Raw genomic sequence first — 15,861 nt, 5'->3', positions numbered from 1 at the left:
CACGCTCGTGCCGGAGGTCGTCACGTCATGCCTCCACGAGGATGCGGGGAGCAGCCGGAGCGTGTCGGCTGTGGCCGTGCCGACTACCGGACACCGTGACCTCCGTCGCCCTCGTCCGCGGCGCGGATGAGCTGGTCCGGCCGGGGGAGTTCGGCCGGCATCTCCGTCGTGAACCACGGGAGCTCGAAGGAGTCAATCCGGCCGTCGAGCATCCACACGAGGACTTCACCCGCGAGCGGTGCCTCGTCCGTGCGGTAGGCCAGCGATCCCGGCAGACGACCGTCGGGCAAGTCGGCTCGGGGTGTCTCCGCGAGCACGACGTCCCAGATCCTCGGAGCTGTCTCCTGGACGGCTCGCACCGCCTCGGCCTGCTGTCGGAGTTCCGCCGCTCCCGGCGCGGGGAGCGTGTCGAGGAACGCGAGCAGGAGCGACTGGACGCGGTACGCGGCGAGGTCAGCGTCTCGAGTGCCGATCGAGGGTACCGCGACCTCCGGACCGAACAGCCGCTCGAACGCTTCCGAGACGCCGATGACCGAGGGATCCAGGACCACGGAGGCCTCGCCGCTGTGGAAGAAGTCGATGCGGAGGACCGCCCGGGCCGGGTCAGCCGCGGCGCCGAACGGGACGCCGAAGAACTCGCCGTCGATCAGCTGGTCGTTGTCACGGACGAGCGTCAGCATCTCGTCGTGTGAGAACCACAGGCCAGGTGGCGGTGCTGCTCTGAGACGACGGTCCCACTCGTGCACGTTCACCGTCGATCCCGAGCGCACGACGATGTCGAGATCGGTGACGAGCCACCGGAGCGGTGGGACGGTCAGCGATGTGAAGACGTCGTGGAACGCGGGGAGCAGGTGTTCGTCCGACGGCCGTGTCCGGAAGGACAGAAGGCCGCTTTCGGTCTCTGGGTGGTGAAGCCAGATGGCAGGGCCCCCGCCCGGCATGATGATGATCCTGGTCGGGGGCGTCTCCGGTCCGATGTAGTGCCACGACTCGAACTCGGGGTGCGGTCCGGCGGTCAGACGCGAGCCGTCGGAGAACGTCATCGACAGCGTCGAGCCCGTGGCGTGCGCCTCGGTGACCACGAGCGTGTGCAGGCGGAGAGCCGGCACCAGCCCCGACTTGTCGCCCTCCGGATCGATCATCGTTGCGGTGTCCGGTGACCCACCAAGGGAGAACGGACACTCGAGGATGACGGTGGCGCCGTTCGAGAGCAGGAGTCGGAGCGAGTAGTCGACCCAGATGGCGTCGATCGTCTCTCCGACGAGGAGCAGGGGGACGTCCTCGATGGCCAGTTCGCTCATCGTTCGCTCTTCCGCGGGCGGTCCGGATTCGTGCGTGCTCGCTCAGAAGGTTGAGCGGCCAGCTCGTGCATCCGCGCGTCCGCCTCAGTCTTGTAGATCTCACCCCAGGCGATGCTCGCAGGCATGTCATGGGCAGGCTGGTCGACGTCAGGCAGACAGATCTGCACGAAGTGCGGGAAGGCGGGGAACGTCCAGAGGTCTTCGTCCTCGAACCGACTCCACAGCAACAACTCGCTGATGCCGAGCGGGTGACCGAGCTCCTGACCGTGGACGGGTGGATCGCAGCTGACCATCAGCGCATGACGACCGTTCGGGAGCTCGACCGGTCGTTCGACCTCGCACCGGAAGACGGACGAGAACCGCAGGCTGTCCATGGACGAGAGGAAGAACACTTCTTGCATGTCAGAACTCCGGTCTGATGCCGAGATACACGATCAATCGAACAGCTTCGCCGACGCTATCCCCGGTCGGTGCCGAACTTCTTCGAAAGCCGGAAGCCAGCGACGGATGCCGTGATGTGCCTGGATGGCTTTCTCCAAGATCAGCGGCGAGTCGATCGCGCGACGGGGAATCTCCTTCGACTCGGATTCTGTCGCATGCCGAACCTCGGAGCCGCTGAATTCGTGATCTTGACGCCATCGAGTTCGGCAGCCCCGTAGGTGAAGGCAGGCAGATACCGCTCAGAGTCGGCGGCAGCGTGTCCGATCATCTCCCACATTCCTGGTCGAAATCGGGAGTCGAAGATCAGCCGGGAAAACAGCGGTTCCGACCCCGTCAGATCGTCGAGTCTGAGCGACGGGTCCTCGTCAGTTCCGAAGATTCGGTCGAGGATGATGACGTAGAGAGCAGATATGTACTCGCTTACGACCTGGCCGGCCGAGCGGCGCTGGTCGTCGACGGGAATCGTGAACACGTCGCCGATGGACACGTCGGAGACGCTCCTCGCATTGTTCAACATCAAGCGACCGATGCTGTGGTGAGCCTCGAAAGCCCTCTCCAGTACCATTGGCGAGGCGATCGCGAGACGTTGACGCTGGCCCCGGTACAAGCCGAACTCAGTCCGGGAAGAGTTCCGACGATGATGGCATCGGCACCCAGCGCACCTTCTCGAGAGCGGGATTTCTGGGTGCCACACCGGCAGCCATCATCAGGAACTTCTCGATGAGCATGGGCGATCGCGTCGTTCTCGGAGGGATGGTAGCGGCTTCTTCGGCGGTCGCCGCGCGGGTCCTCGTCTCATCGAAGCTCGTAAGTCGGACGCCCCCGGTTTCTGGCAGCCCCCAGGTGGAAGCGGGCAGATACCGCCGATTGTCGGTCTGCGCCTGGGTGACCACTTCCCACATTCCCGGCCGGAATCGCGCGTCGTGGGTCCAACTGGCCACGATCGGCGGGTGCATCAGCGCGGCGAGCGCATCGGGGATCGCGACCGGATGCCGAACGAGGTGGTCGAAGACAACGACGAAGACCGCACCCTCGCCGACATGCAGAACTTGACCGACATAGGCGCGATCGTCGTCAATCTTCACACTGAAGACGTCGCTGACCCTGACCTCCAGGACGTCCTTCGAAGCACTCAATACGGATCCCCTCCTGCTGCTTGGTAGCGCGCCTCGCGCATCTGGTGTCGTTTGTTCTCGAGCAACCCATCAGGATTGCCCTTGTTGGTCGGACCGCCGAGACGCCCACGAGGCGTCGTGTCCGTTGTCCGTGAGCCAGTCCTGCACCGCCGTCACGAGGGACTGTGCGTGCAGCGTGCCCCAGCACGTGTTGCACCCCGACTCGTAGTCGGCCAGGGCGTTGCGGAACGACGACACCGCGCCGGACAGGGAGTCGTCGGCACCACGGGTGCTCGAGGCGAACGATCGGAGATCGGCCGGCACCGCCGACGACGTGCCCCCGCTGCCGCCACCGCCCGCCGGGATCGTGCGACTGCGGACCGAGACCGCATCGGCCTGGAGCTGGGGCTCCGGCTCGGGTTCCGGGGGCTTCGGGTCGTCCTCGGCGCCGAACCACGTCGACACCTCGTGCGCGGCACCGACGAAGAAGTTCTCCTCGCGCTCGCGCTTCCGTGCCTCCCATGCCTTGGCGTCGGCCCGTCGTCGGTCCTCCTGCTTCGCCGCCTCGCGCAGCTCGTCGACGAAGCCGACCAGGGACGACAGCGCGTCCGAGAGCTTGCTCGCGCTGCGGGAGGCGATGCCGGCGTTGTCGGCGAACACCTGCGAGAAGTACCCGCGGAACTCGCGTCCCGCGCTCGTCACCGCAGCGGCACGCGTCGCAGTCTGTCCGTTGATCGCGGACGCCAGGTTGCGCGCCGCGGTCGTCAGTGCGTCGGCGTCACCGTACGAGTACCCAGTCGGATCGTTGCCGTGGACCTTCGCCATGATGTCTCCCCCCGATGACTCCTCGATCTTGGCACGGGAGGAGCGCGGATGACCATCGGAAGAAATGTCGTACGCGACCATCGAACGGACGGGAGGCGCGTGGCGGACCCGCCACGCGCCTCCCGTCCGTCGGTCAGCTCGGTCTCAGGCGGCGACGGCCGCCTGCACCTGCCGCTGCACCCGACCGAGCATGCCCACCATGCCCCGGATCCGCAGCGGGCTGACGGCCTCGGTGAGCCCGAGCGTCAGGGGGTAGTCCACCGGGACCGCCAGGACCTCGGATACGGACAACCCGGACAGTCCCTGCGCCAGGATCGACGCGAAGCCACGGGTGGTCGGTGCCTCACGGGGCGCCGTCGCGTGCATCCGGACCACGTCCGGGGCGTCGCCGTCCGCACCCACCGTGACGGTGATGAAGACGGGGGACTGGCACTCCTCGACGCGCTCGAGCTCGTCCTCGTGCCCCTGCAGCCGCTCGGGCAGCGCGGGCAGCTCGTCGGAGAACTCGAGGAGCAGCTGGAGGCGGTCCTGCTGCGAGAGTTCGAGGAAGTCGTCGCGGATCTCGGCGAGGGGACGGGGGAGTTCGGTGCTCATCGGGTGGGAACGGTACCCGGCTCGGTGCCCGTGGCGATCGGGACGCGCACGGCGCTGCCCCACTCGGTCCAGGATCCGTCGTAGTTCCGGACGTTCTCGTAGCCGAGCAGGTGCTGCAGCACGAACCAGGTGTGGCTCGAGCGCTCGCCGATGCGGCAGTAGGCGATGACCTCGTCGGCATCCCCGATGCCGGCACCGTCGCGGTAGACGGCGTCCAGTTCCTGCCGGCTCTTGAACGTGCCGTCGGGAGCGGCCGCGGTGGCCCAGGGGATGTTGACGGCGGTCGGGACGTGTCCGGCGCGCAGGGCGCCCTCCTCCGGGTAGTCCGGGGCCGTGGTGCGCTCGCCGGAGTACTCGGGTGCGCTGCGCACGTCGATGAGCGGCTTGCCGAGGTGCTCGAGCACGTCCTCCTTGAAGGCGCGGACCTGCTCGTCGCGGCGCTCCACGACGGGGTACTCGACCGGGGTGACCTCGGTACGGTCGGTCGTGACCGCGCGGTCCTCGGCGATCCACTTCGCCCGGCCACCGTCGAGCAGCCGGACGTCCTCGTGGCCGAACAACGTGAACACCCAGAGGGCGTACGCGGCCCACCAGTTGTTCTTGTCGCCGTAGATGACGACGGTGGTGTCGCGGCCGATGCCCTTGCCGCCGACGAGCCGGGCGAAGGCCTCGCCGTCGATGTAGTCGCGCTGGACGGGGTCGTTGAGGTCGGTGTGCCAGTCGATCTTCACCGCTCCGGGGACGTGGCCCGTCTCGTAGAGCAGGACGTCCTCGTCGGACTCGACGACCACGAGGTCGGGGGACCCGGTACCGGCGTCGAGCTGCTCCTGGAGCCACTCGGTCGACACCAGGCGCTCGGGGTGGGCGTAGGCGGCGAACTTCTCGGACGGGTCGACCGGTGCGGTCATCGGGGGTACCTCCAGGCTGCGGGACGAGCGGGGCGGGCGAGGCATAGGATCGGTCCTCGGTGCCCGCGGGCAACGGTACGCGGACGTACCGACCGCCACCTGCAACGTGACACCGCACGACATGCTTCCCGGAGGGGCCACACTTGCCTGCACACCTCGTCGACCGTGATCCGCAGGTGACGCCGCAGCAGATGGCCGCCGCGCTCGTCCCGCCGCCGCAGTTCGCCGACGCGTCGTTCGCCAGCTACCGGCCGGACCCCGAGTACCCGTCGCAGGCGGCGGTGCGCGACGCGGTCGAGGCCTTCGTCGCGACGCGGCCGGAGCCAGCGCGGCGCGGGCTGTTCGGCCGCCGCCGCGAACCGGTCCAGCCGGCGCGCTCCGGCGTGTACCTCGACGGCGGGTTCGGCGTCGGCAAGACGCACCTGCTCGCCGCGGCCTACCACGCGGAGCCGTCGCGGAAGACGTTCGGTACGTTCATCGAGTACACCGCGCTCGTCGGCGCGCTCGGGTTCCAGGGCACGGTCGACCTGCTCCGTGGGACGTCCCTGGTGTGCATCGACGAGTTCGAGCTCGACGACCCGGGCGACACGATGGTGATGACCCGGCTCATCAAGGAGCTGTCCGAGTCGGGCACGCGTTTCGCGGCGACGTCGAACACCCCGCCCGGTGCGCTGGGCGAGGGCCGGTTCGCCGCGCAGGACTTCCTGCGCGAGATCCAGGCGATGTCCGACCGGTTCGAGACGATGCGGATCGACGGGCTCGACTACCGCCGTCGGGCCGTGGACGAGTCGGCGCGGGTGGTCGGGGACGTCGTCGGTGCACTGCCCGGTGGTGCGACGACGCTCGACGACTTCCGGGCGGTCGTGGACCACCTGGCGACCGTGCACCCGTCGAAGTACGTCGCGCTGGTGGACGGGCTCGACGCCGTCGGGCTCACCGACGTGCAGGCGTTCACCGACCAGACCGACGCACTGCGCTGGGTGGCGCTCGTCGACCGCCTCTACGACGCGCAGGTGCGCATCGTCGCGTCCGGTACGCCGCTCGACCAGGTGTACCCGCAGGCGATGCTCGACGGCGGCTACCGCAAGAAGTACCTGCGGGCCGCGTCGCGCGTGGTCGCGCTGTCCCGCGCGGCCGACTGAGCCACCGTCGGACGGGAGGCCCGTGGCGACACCGCCACGGGCCTCCCGTCCGACGCGCGCGTCCGTCCGGCCCTCGCGGCGTCCCGTCAGCGGTGTCGGACCCGGCATCCGGTGTCCGGAAACACACCGTTCACACGGGAGCCCCACGCGTTACACCCGCGAAACACATCGTGCTCCCTCGCGAAACGTCGCCTCGCCAGACTCGTCAGCACCCGAGGGCGGTCCCGAGAGCCGCACTGCAATCGCGAGAGGTGAACAGATGCTTGATCAGGGCAACACGGCATTCGTGTTGATCATGGCGGCGCTGGTGTTGTTCATGACACCCGGCCTGGCCTTCTTCTACGGCGGCCTGGTGAAGGCCAAGTCCGTCATCAGCATGATGATGATGTCCTTCGGAGCGATCGCCCTGGTCGGCGTCCTCTGGGTGCTCTACGGCTACGCGATCGCCTTCGCGAACCACGGCGAGGGCACGAACGTCGCAGGCATCGTCGGGTTCTTCAGCATCGACTGGAACCAGATCGGCCTCGGCCAGGCGTTCGAGGAGGCCAAGGCCTCGACGATCAACGCTGCGTACCCGTCGATGGCGTTCGTCGGCTTCCAGGCCACCTTCGCGATCATCACCGTCGCCCTGATCTCCGGCGCGATCGCCGACCGCGCGAAGTTCGGCGCGTGGATGATCTTCGCCGGCGTCTGGGTCACCGTCGTCTACTTCCCGGTCGCCTCCTGGGTCTTCAACCTCACCTCGGGCATGTTCGCCACGTGGGGCGTCATCGACTTCGCCGGTGGCACCGCGGTGCACATCAACGCCGGCGCCGCAGGTCTCGCCCTGGCGCTCGTGCTCGGCAAGCGCGTCGGCTTCGCCAAGGGCGCGCACAAGCCGCACAACCCGCCCTTCGTGCTCCTCGGTGCAGCCATCCTCTGGTTCGGCTGGTTCGGCTTCAACGCCGGCTCGGAGGGCGCCGCCGACGGCATCGCCGCCCTCGCCTGGGTGAACACGCTCGCCGCTCCGGCCGCCGCGATCCTCGGGTGGCTCCTCATCGAGAAGCTCAAGGACGGCAAGGCCACCTCCGTCGGTGCTGCCTCGGGTGCCGTCGCCGGTCTCGTCGCGATCACCCCGGCCTGCGCCGCGCTCACCCCGGGCTGGGGCATCCTGCTCGGCTTCCTCGCCGGTGTGGTCTGCTGCTTCGCGATCGACCTCAAGTACAAGCTCGGCTTCGACGACTCGCTCGACGTCGTGGGCGTCCACCTCGTCGGCGGCATCTTCGGCACGCTCTACCTCGGCTTCTTCGCCGACGACACCGGTCTCATCTACTCGGGCTCCTTCGAGCAGCTCGGCAAGCAGGCCGTCGCAGCCGCAGCCGTCCTGGTCTACTCGTTCGTCCTGGCCTTCGTGATCGGCTTCGCCATCGAGAAGACGATCGGCTTCCGCGTGAAGACCGAGGACGAGGTCGCCGGCATCGACACCGCGGTCCACGGTGAAGAGGGCTACGTGCTCTACGAGGAGCGCGACGAGACCCCGGTCGCGGTCCGCTAGACACCGCACCACCCGCATGACGACGGGCCCCGCGCACACAGCAGGCGCGGGGCCCGTCGTCCTGTGCGGTGCCGGTCACAGTGGTCGCGACCACGGCGCGTGGCGCCTGCCACGCACGGGAGGCGCGGTGCGGGGCGGACCCGCACCGCGCCTCCCGTCCGGTGGTCGCGACCACGGCGCCTGGTGCGCCGTGCTGTCAGGTCACCAGGCGTAGTCCTCCGGCGAGGTGTCGTGGCCCGGGAAGATCTCGTCGAGCCGGTCGAGGGCGCGCTGGTCGAGTCGGATGTCGACGGCGCGCACCGCGGACTCCCACTGCTCCATCGTGCGCGGGCCGGTGATCGGCGCCGTCACACCGGGCTGGTGCAGCAGCCACGCCAGGGCCAGCTCGCCCGGGGTGTGACCGAGCTCCTTCGCGAGCGACTCGTACGCGGTGAGCTGGTCGCGGTGTCCCTCGACGTACTCCGCGCTGCGGCCGGACAGGCGCCGGGAGCCGTTCTCGGTCTTCTCGATGACCCCGCCGAGCAGTCCGCCCTGCAACGGCGACCACGGGATGACCCCGAGGCCGTACTCACGGGCGGCGGGCAGGACCTCGCGCTCGACGTCGCGCACGACGAGGTTGTAGATCGACTGCTCGCTCACCAGGCCGAGGCTGCCCCGGCGTACGGCTGCCTCCTGCGCCTGCGCGATGTGCCACCCGGCGAAGTTCGACGATCCGACGTAGAGCACCTTGCCCTGCTGCACGGCGACGTCGATCGCCTGCCAGATCTCGTCCCACGGGGTCGCCCGGTCGACGTGGTGGAACTGGTACAGGTCGACGTGGTCGGTCTGCAGCCGACGGAGGCTCGCGTCGAGCGACTGCCGGATGTTCAGCGCGCTCAGCTTGCCGCCGTTCGGCCAGTCGGTCATCTCGCCGTAGACCTTCGTCGCGAGGACGGTCTTCTCGCGTCGACCGCCGCCCTTCGCGAACCAGCGGCCGATGATCTCCTCGGTGGCACCCTTGCCCACCGAGCCGCCGTAGCCGTTGGCGGTGTCGAAGAAGTTCACGCCGAGCTCGTGCGCCCGGTCCATGATCGCGTGCGAGTCGTCCTCGCTGGTCTCCGGTCCGAAGTTCATCGTGCCGAGCACCGCTCGTGACACCGACAGCCCTGTCCGTCCGAGGTGTGTGCAGTCCATGCCTCCGGTCTACGCGGGTGCGGGTGTGCGAACCAGGCCCTGCGGGTGCCGGTCATGCGCCCGGCGTAGAACGGGACGAGCCGTCCTCCACGGAGCGCGGCCGATGGACCCCACACGGAAGGACGCACCATGCCCGCGAAGGACGAGATCCCCAGCACCCTGCAGCGGTCGCCGGAGCACGCGCAGGACGTCTTCGCCGAGACGCTCGACTCGGCGAACGAGACGTACGGTCCGGGAGAGCGCGCACACCGCACCGCCTACGCCGCCGTCAAGCACGAGTACGAGAAGGTCGGCGACCACTGGGAGGAGAAGGACTCCTCCGGTCCGTCGGACTCCGGCGCGGAGGGCACGCGCGGCTCCGGGGAGACCCAGGGCGGCGTCGACGCGAACGCCTCGAAGGCGCACCTGATGGAGGTCGCGAAGCGCCTCGATGTCAGCGGCCGCTCGAAGATGGACAAGGACGAACTCGTCCAGGCGATCAAGCGGGCGAACGACCGGGCGACGGCAGCGGCGCGGCGGTGACCGGACCGGCGACGTTCGCGTGGGGGTGACCGCGCCGGCGACGGCTGCGGTTGCGCGGCGTCCGGACCGGCTGTCGACTCGTTCGTGCATGCTCCGCCCGGCATGCGCCGTGGACCGAGGGGAGTAGCGTGCCGCGGGTGAACACGCCAGCACTCCGTGGCAGCCGGATCCTCGGCTTCGGCCACCACCAACCCGACCGGGTCCTCACCAACGACGAACTGTCGACGATGGTCGACACGAACGACGAGTGGATCACCACCCGCACCGGCATCAGGACCCGCCGGATCGCGGGCCCTGACGACAGCGTCGTGTCGATGGCGATCGAGGCCGGTCGGATGGCCGTCGCCGACGCCGGTCTCGAGCCCTCCGACATCGGGCTCGTGATCGTCGCCTCGACCACGCACCGCGAGCGGTCGCCGTACACGGCCGGACGGGTCGCCGCGGCGCTCGGGATGGCGAACGGTCCGGCACCCATCGACATCAACACGGCGTGCAGCGGCTTCGAGTACGCGATGGCCCTCGCCGACCAGTCGATCCGCGTCGGCGCCTCGGACACCGCCCTCGTGATCGGCTCCGAGACCCTGTCCAGCATCGCCGACTGGACGGACCGCTCGACATGCGTGCTCGTCGGCGACGGTGCCGGAGCCGTGGTGATCGGTGCTGCCGACACCGCGGAGATCGGACCCGTGTCATGGGGGAGCGTGCCGCACCTCAACGAGGCCGTGCTGGTCACGCGCGACCCCGAGTACTTCACGCAGCAGGGTCGGTCGATCTACCGCTGGGCGATCACGGAGGCCGAGGGACACGCCCGCGCGGTCGTCGACGCAGCCGGAGTGACGCTCGACGACATCGGCGTCCTCGCCTTCCACCAGGCGAACCTCCGCATCATCGAGCCCCTGGCCGAAGCACTCGGCGGCGGGGACAAGTACGTCGTGCGGGACGTGGTCGAGTCCGGGAACACCTCGGCCGCGAGCGTGCCGCTCGGGCTGTCGAAGGCGTGGCACCGCGGGGAGCTGCCGGAGGACACCCTGGCGCTGCTGTTCGGGTTCGGCGGGGGCTTCGCACACGCCGGGCAGGTGGTGCGGACGCCGAAGCGGCGCTCGTGACCCGGTGACGCGCTGACGGAGGCGGCCCGTCGACGGGCGCCATCAGTGGACGGACGTCGGACGTCGGGCATCGGCAGTTGTTGGACGGAGCCTGTCGACGGCGCTGACCGTCGACGGACGCGGACTGCGCACGGACGGGAGGCGCGGTGCACGCTGGCACCGCGCCTCCCGTCCGTCAGCCGTGCGACGTCAGCCGCGCTCGCCGCGCCCGTCGGGTACCTCGCGGTCGTGCTGGGGGTCACGGTGCGGCGTGTCCGCCCAGAGGTCCTCGTCGTCTCGCTCCTTCCGGCGCCACGGCAGCGCTCGACGTTCCTTCTCGTCCGTTCGTCCGTCGCCGGCCGCTCGGTCCTTCGCCCCACGGCCGCGCTCCTTCGTCGGCTTCGTCGGCCTCGTCTCGAGGACGACGGGGAAGTGCCGCGGTGGCAGTCCGAAGCCCTCGCGGGACGCCTGGACGACCTTCTTGCCGAGTGCGTGGTTGCCCAGGCCGCCGACGGCCGCGCCGATGCCGAACGGCAGCGCACGGCCGAGGACCGAGGCGCCCTGCCGCGCTGCGAAGCGCTTGATGAACTGGTCGCGGACCTTGCCACCGATGCCGCTCACCACCTGCTTCGGCAGGGAGGCGGTCACCATCTCGCCCCAGAACGCCGAGCGTGCCTGGCCCCCGGTGGCCTGACCGGCGAGCTGCTTGACGAGTTGCGTCCCCGGAGCGCCGAGGATGAGGGCCATCACGAGGGTGCGCGAGCGTTCCGGGTCCTCGAGGGCGATGCCGTGCACCTCGGTCACCGACTGCGCGAAGAGTGCCGTGGCCTCGAGGAAGCCGACCGTCTCGGCACCGCTGAGGCCGAGCGCCGCTGCCATGCCGACCCCGGGGATCACCGCACTCGCTCCCACGGCAGCGCCGCCCGTGGTCACCGCCGTGAGGTACTGCCGCTCGAGGATCTGGATGACCTCGGCAGGGCTCGCATCCGGGTGGCGACGCCGCACGGCGTTCACGTGCGCGACCACCACGGGACGCTGCACGGCGATGACGCGGTCGAGCATCTTGGTCCACCCCGTGGGGTTCTCGGGTGCGGGGGTGCGGTCGTCGCGGGTGTCGGACTGGACCGGGGCGGGCGGCATCGGCACGATCGCCCCGTCGTTGTGCTGTCGGGCCATGACGCAGAACGTACGCCGACGCGGTGGGAGCTCCGCACTCGCAGCATGCCGCGCGCGCCGGCTCGGTGGTCGTGCAGGTCGCCGTCACCGGCACGGCACACCCGCTCGGAGGAGCTTCGCGCGCAAGCGCTCGGGTTCCATCAGGTCGGCCCAGACGACCCGGACGACCGTGCGGACCTCGGGGAACGACCTGATGAAGTCCTCGCGCTGCTTCTCCTGCCAGTGTGCGGCGGCGGCGTCCGCACCGTCGCCGTACTTCGCCCGCCCGTCGACCTCGACGACGACGCCCTGGTCCGGGAACCAGAAGTCGACGACTGCCGTCCGGTCTCCCGCGCGGCTGAAGACGTGCTGCTGGACGGGCTCCGGCGTCCCGAGCAGTCGGAAGCGCACCCGGCACACCGACTCCGCCGGAGAGTCGGACAGCGCCGACCCCATCCCGAGCGCCGTCGCCGCCTTGTCACGTGCAACGGTGACCGTGTCGGCCGCCTCCGCCAGCATCTCCGGGAGCACACGGCGATCGTGCAACGCCGCGTCGACGGCCGGGAGCACTGCGCCGAGCGGTTCGGTCACGGCCATGTCCACCAGGACGTCGACGAGCGGTTCGACCGTGAGCCCTCCGAACCTGGAGGGGGTGTATGGCGGCGTCCCCTCCCATCGGCCGCGGGGCGCACGCGCGACGGTTGGCCGGACTCGCTGGTACGTCGTCGTCTCCACGCGAGAACGCCGCGGGTCGCGGAGTTCCACTCGATCCGGCAGGGCGCCGACGAGGGGGAGTCCGTGGGCGAGGACGGCGCTGCGGTGCGCCAACAGTGTCGGCGGACGGATGCGGTGTGCAGTGGCGCGGACCAGCAGCAGGTGGTGTTCCTCCGGCAGGAGACCGACGACCGTTCCTGGGTCGACGAGGACACCGGGGCGGATCCTCCGCAGGTCGCCGCGCTGTGCGCGACGTTGGAGCGCACGGCGCTCGGCGGAGGGGAAACAGCTCGTGTGGATGAGGGGGACGGCGAGGACTCGTTCGTGCATGCCCGCAAGCCTCGTGCTCTGGATCGGCATCGACGACGGCAGTTGGCCGAACTGGGGACGGTGAGCCGCGCCTCCCGGCTGTGCAGGAGAGATGGCGGCGAGGAGTGCGACAACGTCCATGTTGTACGACAGTGCATCTGTCGCGCCGGCCGCGAGACGCCGCCGTTGCGCAAGCAGTGCGACAACGTTGATGTCGTACGACAGCGCACTTGTCGTGTCGGCCGCGAGGGGCCGCGGTCTCGCGAGAAGTACGACGAATCCGTTGTCGTACGACAGCGGGTGAGTCGTACGACAGCGCCAGCCAGCCAGCCCCGCTCCCCGCGCCCGCAGCGTGCGCCAGGGCCCCAGGCGCTACCGCCGCGCGAGCTCCGCACGCAGCGGCAGGTCCTGGTCCTCGAGGATGAACTGGGCGCCGACGGCCGTGCGCGCGTGCACGACGACCGGCGCGAGCAGGTTCACTGTCGTGCCGGACGCCCCCGGGTTGGCGACCACGAGGAGCATCGCGTCGGCGGGGTCGGTCAGGCCGATCAGGGCCGCCTGCTCGTCGGTGAGCTCGGGCGCGTAGTCGGGCAGGTGCACCGCGGCGTCGAGCAGGAACAGCCGCGCGTCGTCGCCGTGCAGGGCGAAGAGCCCCTCGGCACCCTCGACGGGCTCCAGGGTGAACACGGGTGCCGGCGACAGCCCGAACGGGGGCGTGGGGAAGGTCAGGTCGATGCTCATCGGAGGTAGTCCATCAGGGTCGGCTGCAGGACCTTCGCGGTGACGGCGAGGGCTGCCTGGTACGTGGTCTGCTGCACCTGCAGGTCGAGGACCGCACCGGCGAGGTCGAGGTCCTCGATGCCGGCGCGACGGGTCTCCAGCGCGACGGACGAGGTCTTCAGCGCGTCCTGCGCCCCCAGTGCCGCCGCGTGCCGCACACCCACGTCGGCCTGCGCCGCACGGAGGGTGCCGAACGCCGCGTCGACGTCGTTGAGCTTCGGGTTCACGTTCACACCGTTCTGCAGGTCGGCGACGATGCCGTCGATCACCGCGAAGGCCGACGTCGCGCCGGAGCCGAACGCCGCGGCCCCCGGGGTGTCGACCCGCACGGTCTGGGCGTCGCCGACGCGTCGGGACACCGCGGTGGTCGCAGCGGCGAAGCCGTCGGCGCTCGTGTAGGCGGTCGCCTCGGTCGAGGAGCCGGCGAAGACCGACCGCGTGCCGTAGGTCGTGTTGGCGGCGGACTCGAGGTCGGCCTTGAGCGCCCGGAACTGCGTGATGAACGCGTCGCGGGCGGTGTCGTCCATCACACCGGAGTTCGCGGCCTGCACGGTCAGGTCCCGCACCGTCGTCAGCACCGCGTGGGCGCCGGACAGGGCACTGTCGGTCGTCGCGAGCCAGCCCACCGCGTCGTTCGCGTTGCGCGTGTACTGCGCGGCGGCGGCCTGCTCCTTCCGCACCTGCATCGACGAGCCGGTGCCGACCGGGTCGTCCGACGGCTTCGCGATCGCCTGCAGCGTGGTGGCGCGCTGCGTGGCGTCGGCGACGCGGGCGGCGTTCGCCTGCAGCCGCTCCGTCGCGGCCGTGATCGACATCTGGGTGGTCACACGGGTGATCACGGTCAGCCCCTCCCGACGAGTCCGACGCGGTTGATGAGCGTGTCGAGCATCTCGTCGACCGCGGTGAGGACGCGCGCTGCGCCCTGGTAGGCGTGCTGGTAGCTGAGCAGGTTGACGTTCTCCTCGTCGAGGTCCACGCCGGCGCCGGACTGCTGCTGCGTGCGTGCGCTGGTGAGCGCGAGTCCGGTGAGCGTCGCCTCCGACGAGGCCGTCCGGGAGGCGCTGCCCACCCCCGCCACGAAGCTCGCCCAGGTGCTGTCCGCACCCCCGGCGACCGTGCCGAGTCGCGAGAGCGTGTCGGCGAACGAGTCGTCGAGTTGTCCCGCCGCGTTCCGCGTCGCCAGCCCGTCGCCGTCGGTCGGGACGACCGAGAGGCCCTGCGCGGCCGAGGTGCCCGCGGCGAGGGCGAAGAACGGCGCTCCGGTGGCACCCGAGGGCGTGGTGCCCTTCGCGTGCTCGGTGTTCACGGTCTCGGCGAGTCGGGTCGCGACCCGGTCGTACGCGGCTGACGCCTCGGCGATGGCGCCGCCCGTGCCGCCGGCAGCGGGGGCGAGGAGTGCGAGCGCGCCTCCGATCGAGCCGCCGTCGAGCGTCACCGAGCCGGCACTGCCCGAGGTCCAGCGGAGGGACACGGCAGCGCCGTCGCCCAGACGCGCGCCGCCCTCGAGCGCGACGGTGCGGACGGTGTCGCCCTGCACGAGCGGGTTGCCGCCGAGGAGGACGTCGATGGTGCCGTCGGTGTTCGTCCGTACCGTGCCACCGGCGAGTCCCGCGATCTGCTGCGTGAGCCGGTCGCGCTGGTCCTGCAGCTCGTTCGCGCTGCCACCGGCGGCGAGGGCCGACCGGATCTGCACGTTCAGCCCGGCGACCTGCTCCGCCGCGTCGTTGAGCTGGTCGACCTGGGTCGCGGCCGTCGAACGGACCGTCGTCCACTGCGTGTCGAGCGCCTTCGAGCCGGTGGCGAGGGCGGTCGCGACGGTGGTCGCGGCGGCGATCACGGACGAGGCGGCGCCCGCGTCGTCGGGGTGCGCGGCGAGGTCGCCCCACGCGGACCAGAAGACGTCGAGCTGTGCCGACAGGCCGTTCTTCCCGGGCTCGTGCAGGCCGTCCTCGATCGCCGAGAGCCCGGTCGCGCGGGTCTGTGCCCAGGACGACGAGCCGGTCGCCGCACGGAGGCCGGCGTCGAGCGTCAGGGAGCCGAGGCGTGCGATGCCGTCGACGGAGACGCCCTGCCCGGCGAGGGCAGCGGTGCCGTGCACGAAGCCGGTCTGCACGGCGGGGACCGACGACTGCGTGACGCGCTGGCGCGTGTACCCGGCGGTGCCGGCGTTGGCGATGTTCTGCCCGGTGACGTCGATGCCGGCGCGTGCCGCGGTCAGGCCGGAGTAGGCGGTCGCGAGGGATCCGAAGGTGCTCACCACGGT

The 15,861-nt window shown here is 70.3% G+C and carries 17 protein-coding genes; 4 read left to right on the top strand and 13 right to left on the bottom strand.

The features are described from left to right. Positions 1 to 83 precede the first annotated feature (83 nt). From ACIP6W_RS10190 to ACIP6W_RS10160, 7 genes are all read right to left on the bottom strand, one after another. Positions 84 to 1,301 carry a DUF6188 family protein gene (locus tag ACIP6W_RS10190; protein ID WP_251161059.1) on the bottom strand — a complete coding sequence of 406 codons (1,218 nt, stop codon included), beginning with the start codon at positions 1,299 to 1,301 and terminating at the stop codon, positions 84 to 86. Further along, positions 1,298 to 1,702, bottom strand: coding sequence for a hypothetical protein (locus tag ACIP6W_RS10185; RefSeq protein WP_251161058.1), 405 nt, complete (start codon positions 1,700 to 1,702; stop codon positions 1,298 to 1,300). Before ACIP6W_RS10185 ends, ACIP6W_RS10190 begins: the two co-directional genes overlap by 4 nt. 140 nt (positions 1,703 to 1,842) lie before the next feature. Then, positions 1,843 to 2,229, bottom strand: coding sequence for an Imm26 family immunity protein (locus ACIP6W_RS10180; RefSeq protein ID WP_251154997.1), 387 nt, complete (start codon positions 2,227 to 2,229; stop codon positions 1,843 to 1,845). Between the two features lie 127 nt (positions 2,230 to 2,356). Continuing rightward, entirely contained in the window at positions 2,357 to 2,878 is a 522-nt protein-coding gene (locus ACIP6W_RS10175; protein WP_066654081.1) for a hypothetical protein, read from the bottom strand. A gap of 69 nt (positions 2,879 to 2,947) precedes the next feature. Continuing rightward, entirely contained in the window at positions 2,948 to 3,682 is a 735-nt protein-coding gene (locus tag ACIP6W_RS10170) for a hypothetical protein (RefSeq protein WP_066654082.1), read from the bottom strand. A gap of 144 nt (positions 3,683 to 3,826) precedes the next feature. Then, the gene (locus ACIP6W_RS10165) at positions 3,827 to 4,276 is read right to left on the bottom strand and encodes a SufE family protein (RefSeq protein ID WP_400429294.1); all 450 of its coding nucleotides are present in this window, start codon (positions 4,274 to 4,276) and stop codon (positions 3,827 to 3,829) included. After that, positions 4,273 to 5,184, bottom strand: coding sequence for a sulfurtransferase (locus tag ACIP6W_RS10160; RefSeq protein WP_400429291.1), 912 nt, complete (start codon positions 5,182 to 5,184; stop codon positions 4,273 to 4,275). The genes ACIP6W_RS10165 and ACIP6W_RS10160 overlap by 4 nt, the downstream gene beginning before the upstream one ends. Before the next feature lie 191 nt (positions 5,185 to 5,375). On the opposite strand from ACIP6W_RS10160, the gene zapE reads away from it, so the two are divergent. Both zapE and ACIP6W_RS10150 read left to right on the top strand, forming a co-directional pair. Then, a complete protein-coding gene (gene zapE, locus ACIP6W_RS10155) occupies positions 5,376 to 6,326 on the top strand; it encodes a cell division protein ZapE (protein WP_081985283.1) in 951 nt (316 codons plus the stop codon). 259 nt (positions 6,327 to 6,585) lie between these two features. Then, positions 6,586 to 7,860 (top strand): ammonium transporter, encoded by a 1,275-nt coding sequence (locus ACIP6W_RS10150; RefSeq protein WP_209682810.1) that lies wholly within the window; start codon positions 6,586 to 6,588, stop codon positions 7,858 to 7,860. A 201-nt stretch (positions 7,861 to 8,061) separates the two neighbouring features. Here the strand turns inward: ACIP6W_RS10150 and ACIP6W_RS10145 are convergent, their stop codons facing one another. Further along, positions 8,062 to 9,033, bottom strand: a complete 972-nt coding sequence (locus ACIP6W_RS10145) for an aldo/keto reductase (protein ID WP_400429287.1) — start codon at positions 9,031 to 9,033, stop codon at positions 8,062 to 8,064. A 129-nt stretch (positions 9,034 to 9,162) separates the two neighbouring features. Between ACIP6W_RS10145 and ACIP6W_RS10140 the strand changes: the two genes are divergently transcribed. Both ACIP6W_RS10140 and ACIP6W_RS10135 read left to right on the top strand, forming a co-directional pair. Continuing rightward, complete coding sequence (locus ACIP6W_RS10140; protein WP_400429284.1) at positions 9,163 to 9,555, top strand: ChaB family protein; 393 nt, start codon at positions 9,163 to 9,165, stop codon at positions 9,553 to 9,555. A gap of 137 nt (positions 9,556 to 9,692) precedes the next feature. Next, complete coding sequence (locus ACIP6W_RS10135; protein ID WP_209682805.1) at positions 9,693 to 10,661, top strand: beta-ketoacyl-ACP synthase 3; 969 nt, start codon at positions 9,693 to 9,695, stop codon at positions 10,659 to 10,661. Positions 10,662 to 10,850: 189 nt separating this feature from the next. On the opposite strand, the gene ACIP6W_RS10130 is transcribed toward ACIP6W_RS10135, so the two are convergent. From ACIP6W_RS10130 to flgK, 5 genes are all read right to left on the bottom strand, one after another. Continuing rightward, complete coding sequence (locus ACIP6W_RS10130; RefSeq protein WP_400429281.1) at positions 10,851 to 11,816, bottom strand: hypothetical protein; 966 nt, start codon at positions 11,814 to 11,816, stop codon at positions 10,851 to 10,853. An 84-nt stretch (positions 11,817 to 11,900) separates the two neighbouring features. Next, on the bottom strand, positions 11,901 to 12,392 hold the full coding sequence (locus ACIP6W_RS10125; protein WP_400429279.1) for a hypothetical protein: 492 nt from the start codon (positions 12,390 to 12,392) through the stop codon (positions 11,901 to 11,903). A 798-nt stretch (positions 12,393 to 13,190) separates the two neighbouring features. Further along, entirely contained in the window at positions 13,191 to 13,559 is a 369-nt protein-coding gene (gene fliW / locus ACIP6W_RS10120) for a flagellar assembly protein FliW (RefSeq protein ID WP_209682800.1), read from the bottom strand. Then, positions 13,556 to 14,437, bottom strand: coding sequence for a flagellin (locus tag ACIP6W_RS10115; RefSeq protein ID WP_066654097.1), 882 nt, complete (start codon positions 14,435 to 14,437; stop codon positions 13,556 to 13,558). Before ACIP6W_RS10115 ends, fliW begins: the two co-directional genes overlap by 4 nt. Before the next feature lie 2 nt (positions 14,438 to 14,439). After that, the gene (gene flgK / locus ACIP6W_RS10110) at positions 14,440 to 15,858 is read right to left on the bottom strand and encodes a flagellar hook-associated protein FlgK (RefSeq protein ID WP_400429276.1); all 1,419 of its coding nucleotides are present in this window, start codon (positions 15,856 to 15,858) and stop codon (positions 14,440 to 14,442) included. Positions 15,859 to 15,861: the final 3 nt, after the last annotated feature.

It is taken from the genome of Curtobacterium sp. NPDC088465, assembly GCF_044753165.1.
Taxonomy (GTDB): Bacteria; Actinomycetota; Actinomycetes; order Actinomycetales; family Microbacteriaceae; genus Curtobacterium.
This window is presented reverse-complemented; position numbering and strand designations above follow the sequence as displayed.

Excerpts from the sequence above, each read along its gene's own strand:
- ACIP6W_RS10190 (WP_251161059.1), bottom strand. The coding sequence starts at position 1,301 with ATGAGCGAACTGGCCATCGAGGACGTCCCCCTGCTCCTCGTCGGAGAG.
- ACIP6W_RS10185 (WP_251161058.1), bottom strand. The coding sequence starts at position 1,702 with ATGCAAGAAGTGTTCTTCCTCTCGTCCATGGACAGCCTGCGGTTCTCG.
- ACIP6W_RS10170 (WP_066654082.1), bottom strand. The coding sequence starts at position 3,682 with ATGGCGAAGGTCCACGGCAACGATCCGACTGGGTACTCGTACGGTGAC.
- ACIP6W_RS10165 (WP_400429294.1), bottom strand. The coding sequence starts at position 4,276 with ATGAGCACCGAACTCCCCCGTCCCCTCGCCGAGATCCGCGACGACTTC.
- ACIP6W_RS10160 (WP_400429291.1), bottom strand. The coding sequence starts at position 5,184 with ATGACCGCACCGGTCGACCCGTCCGAGAAGTTCGCCGCCTACGCCCAC.
- zapE (WP_081985283.1), top strand. The coding sequence starts at position 5,376 with ATGGCCGCCGCGCTCGTCCCGCCGCCGCAGTTCGCCGACGCGTCGTTC.
- ACIP6W_RS10150 (WP_209682810.1), top strand. The coding sequence starts at position 6,586 with ATGCTTGATCAGGGCAACACGGCATTCGTGTTGATCATGGCGGCGCTG.
- ACIP6W_RS10145 (WP_400429287.1), bottom strand. The coding sequence starts at position 9,033 with ATGGACTGCACACACCTCGGACGGACAGGGCTGTCGGTGTCACGAGCG.
- ACIP6W_RS10140 (WP_400429284.1), top strand. The coding sequence starts at position 9,163 with ATGCCCGCGAAGGACGAGATCCCCAGCACCCTGCAGCGGTCGCCGGAG.
- ACIP6W_RS10130 (WP_400429281.1), bottom strand. The coding sequence starts at position 11,816 with ATGGCCCGACAGCACAACGACGGGGCGATCGTGCCGATGCCGCCCGCC.
- ACIP6W_RS10125 (WP_400429279.1), bottom strand. The coding sequence starts at position 12,392 with ATGGCCGTGACCGAACCGCTCGGCGCAGTGCTCCCGGCCGTCGACGCG.
- fliW (WP_209682800.1), bottom strand. The coding sequence starts at position 13,559 with ATGAGCATCGACCTGACCTTCCCCACGCCCCCGTTCGGGCTGTCGCCG.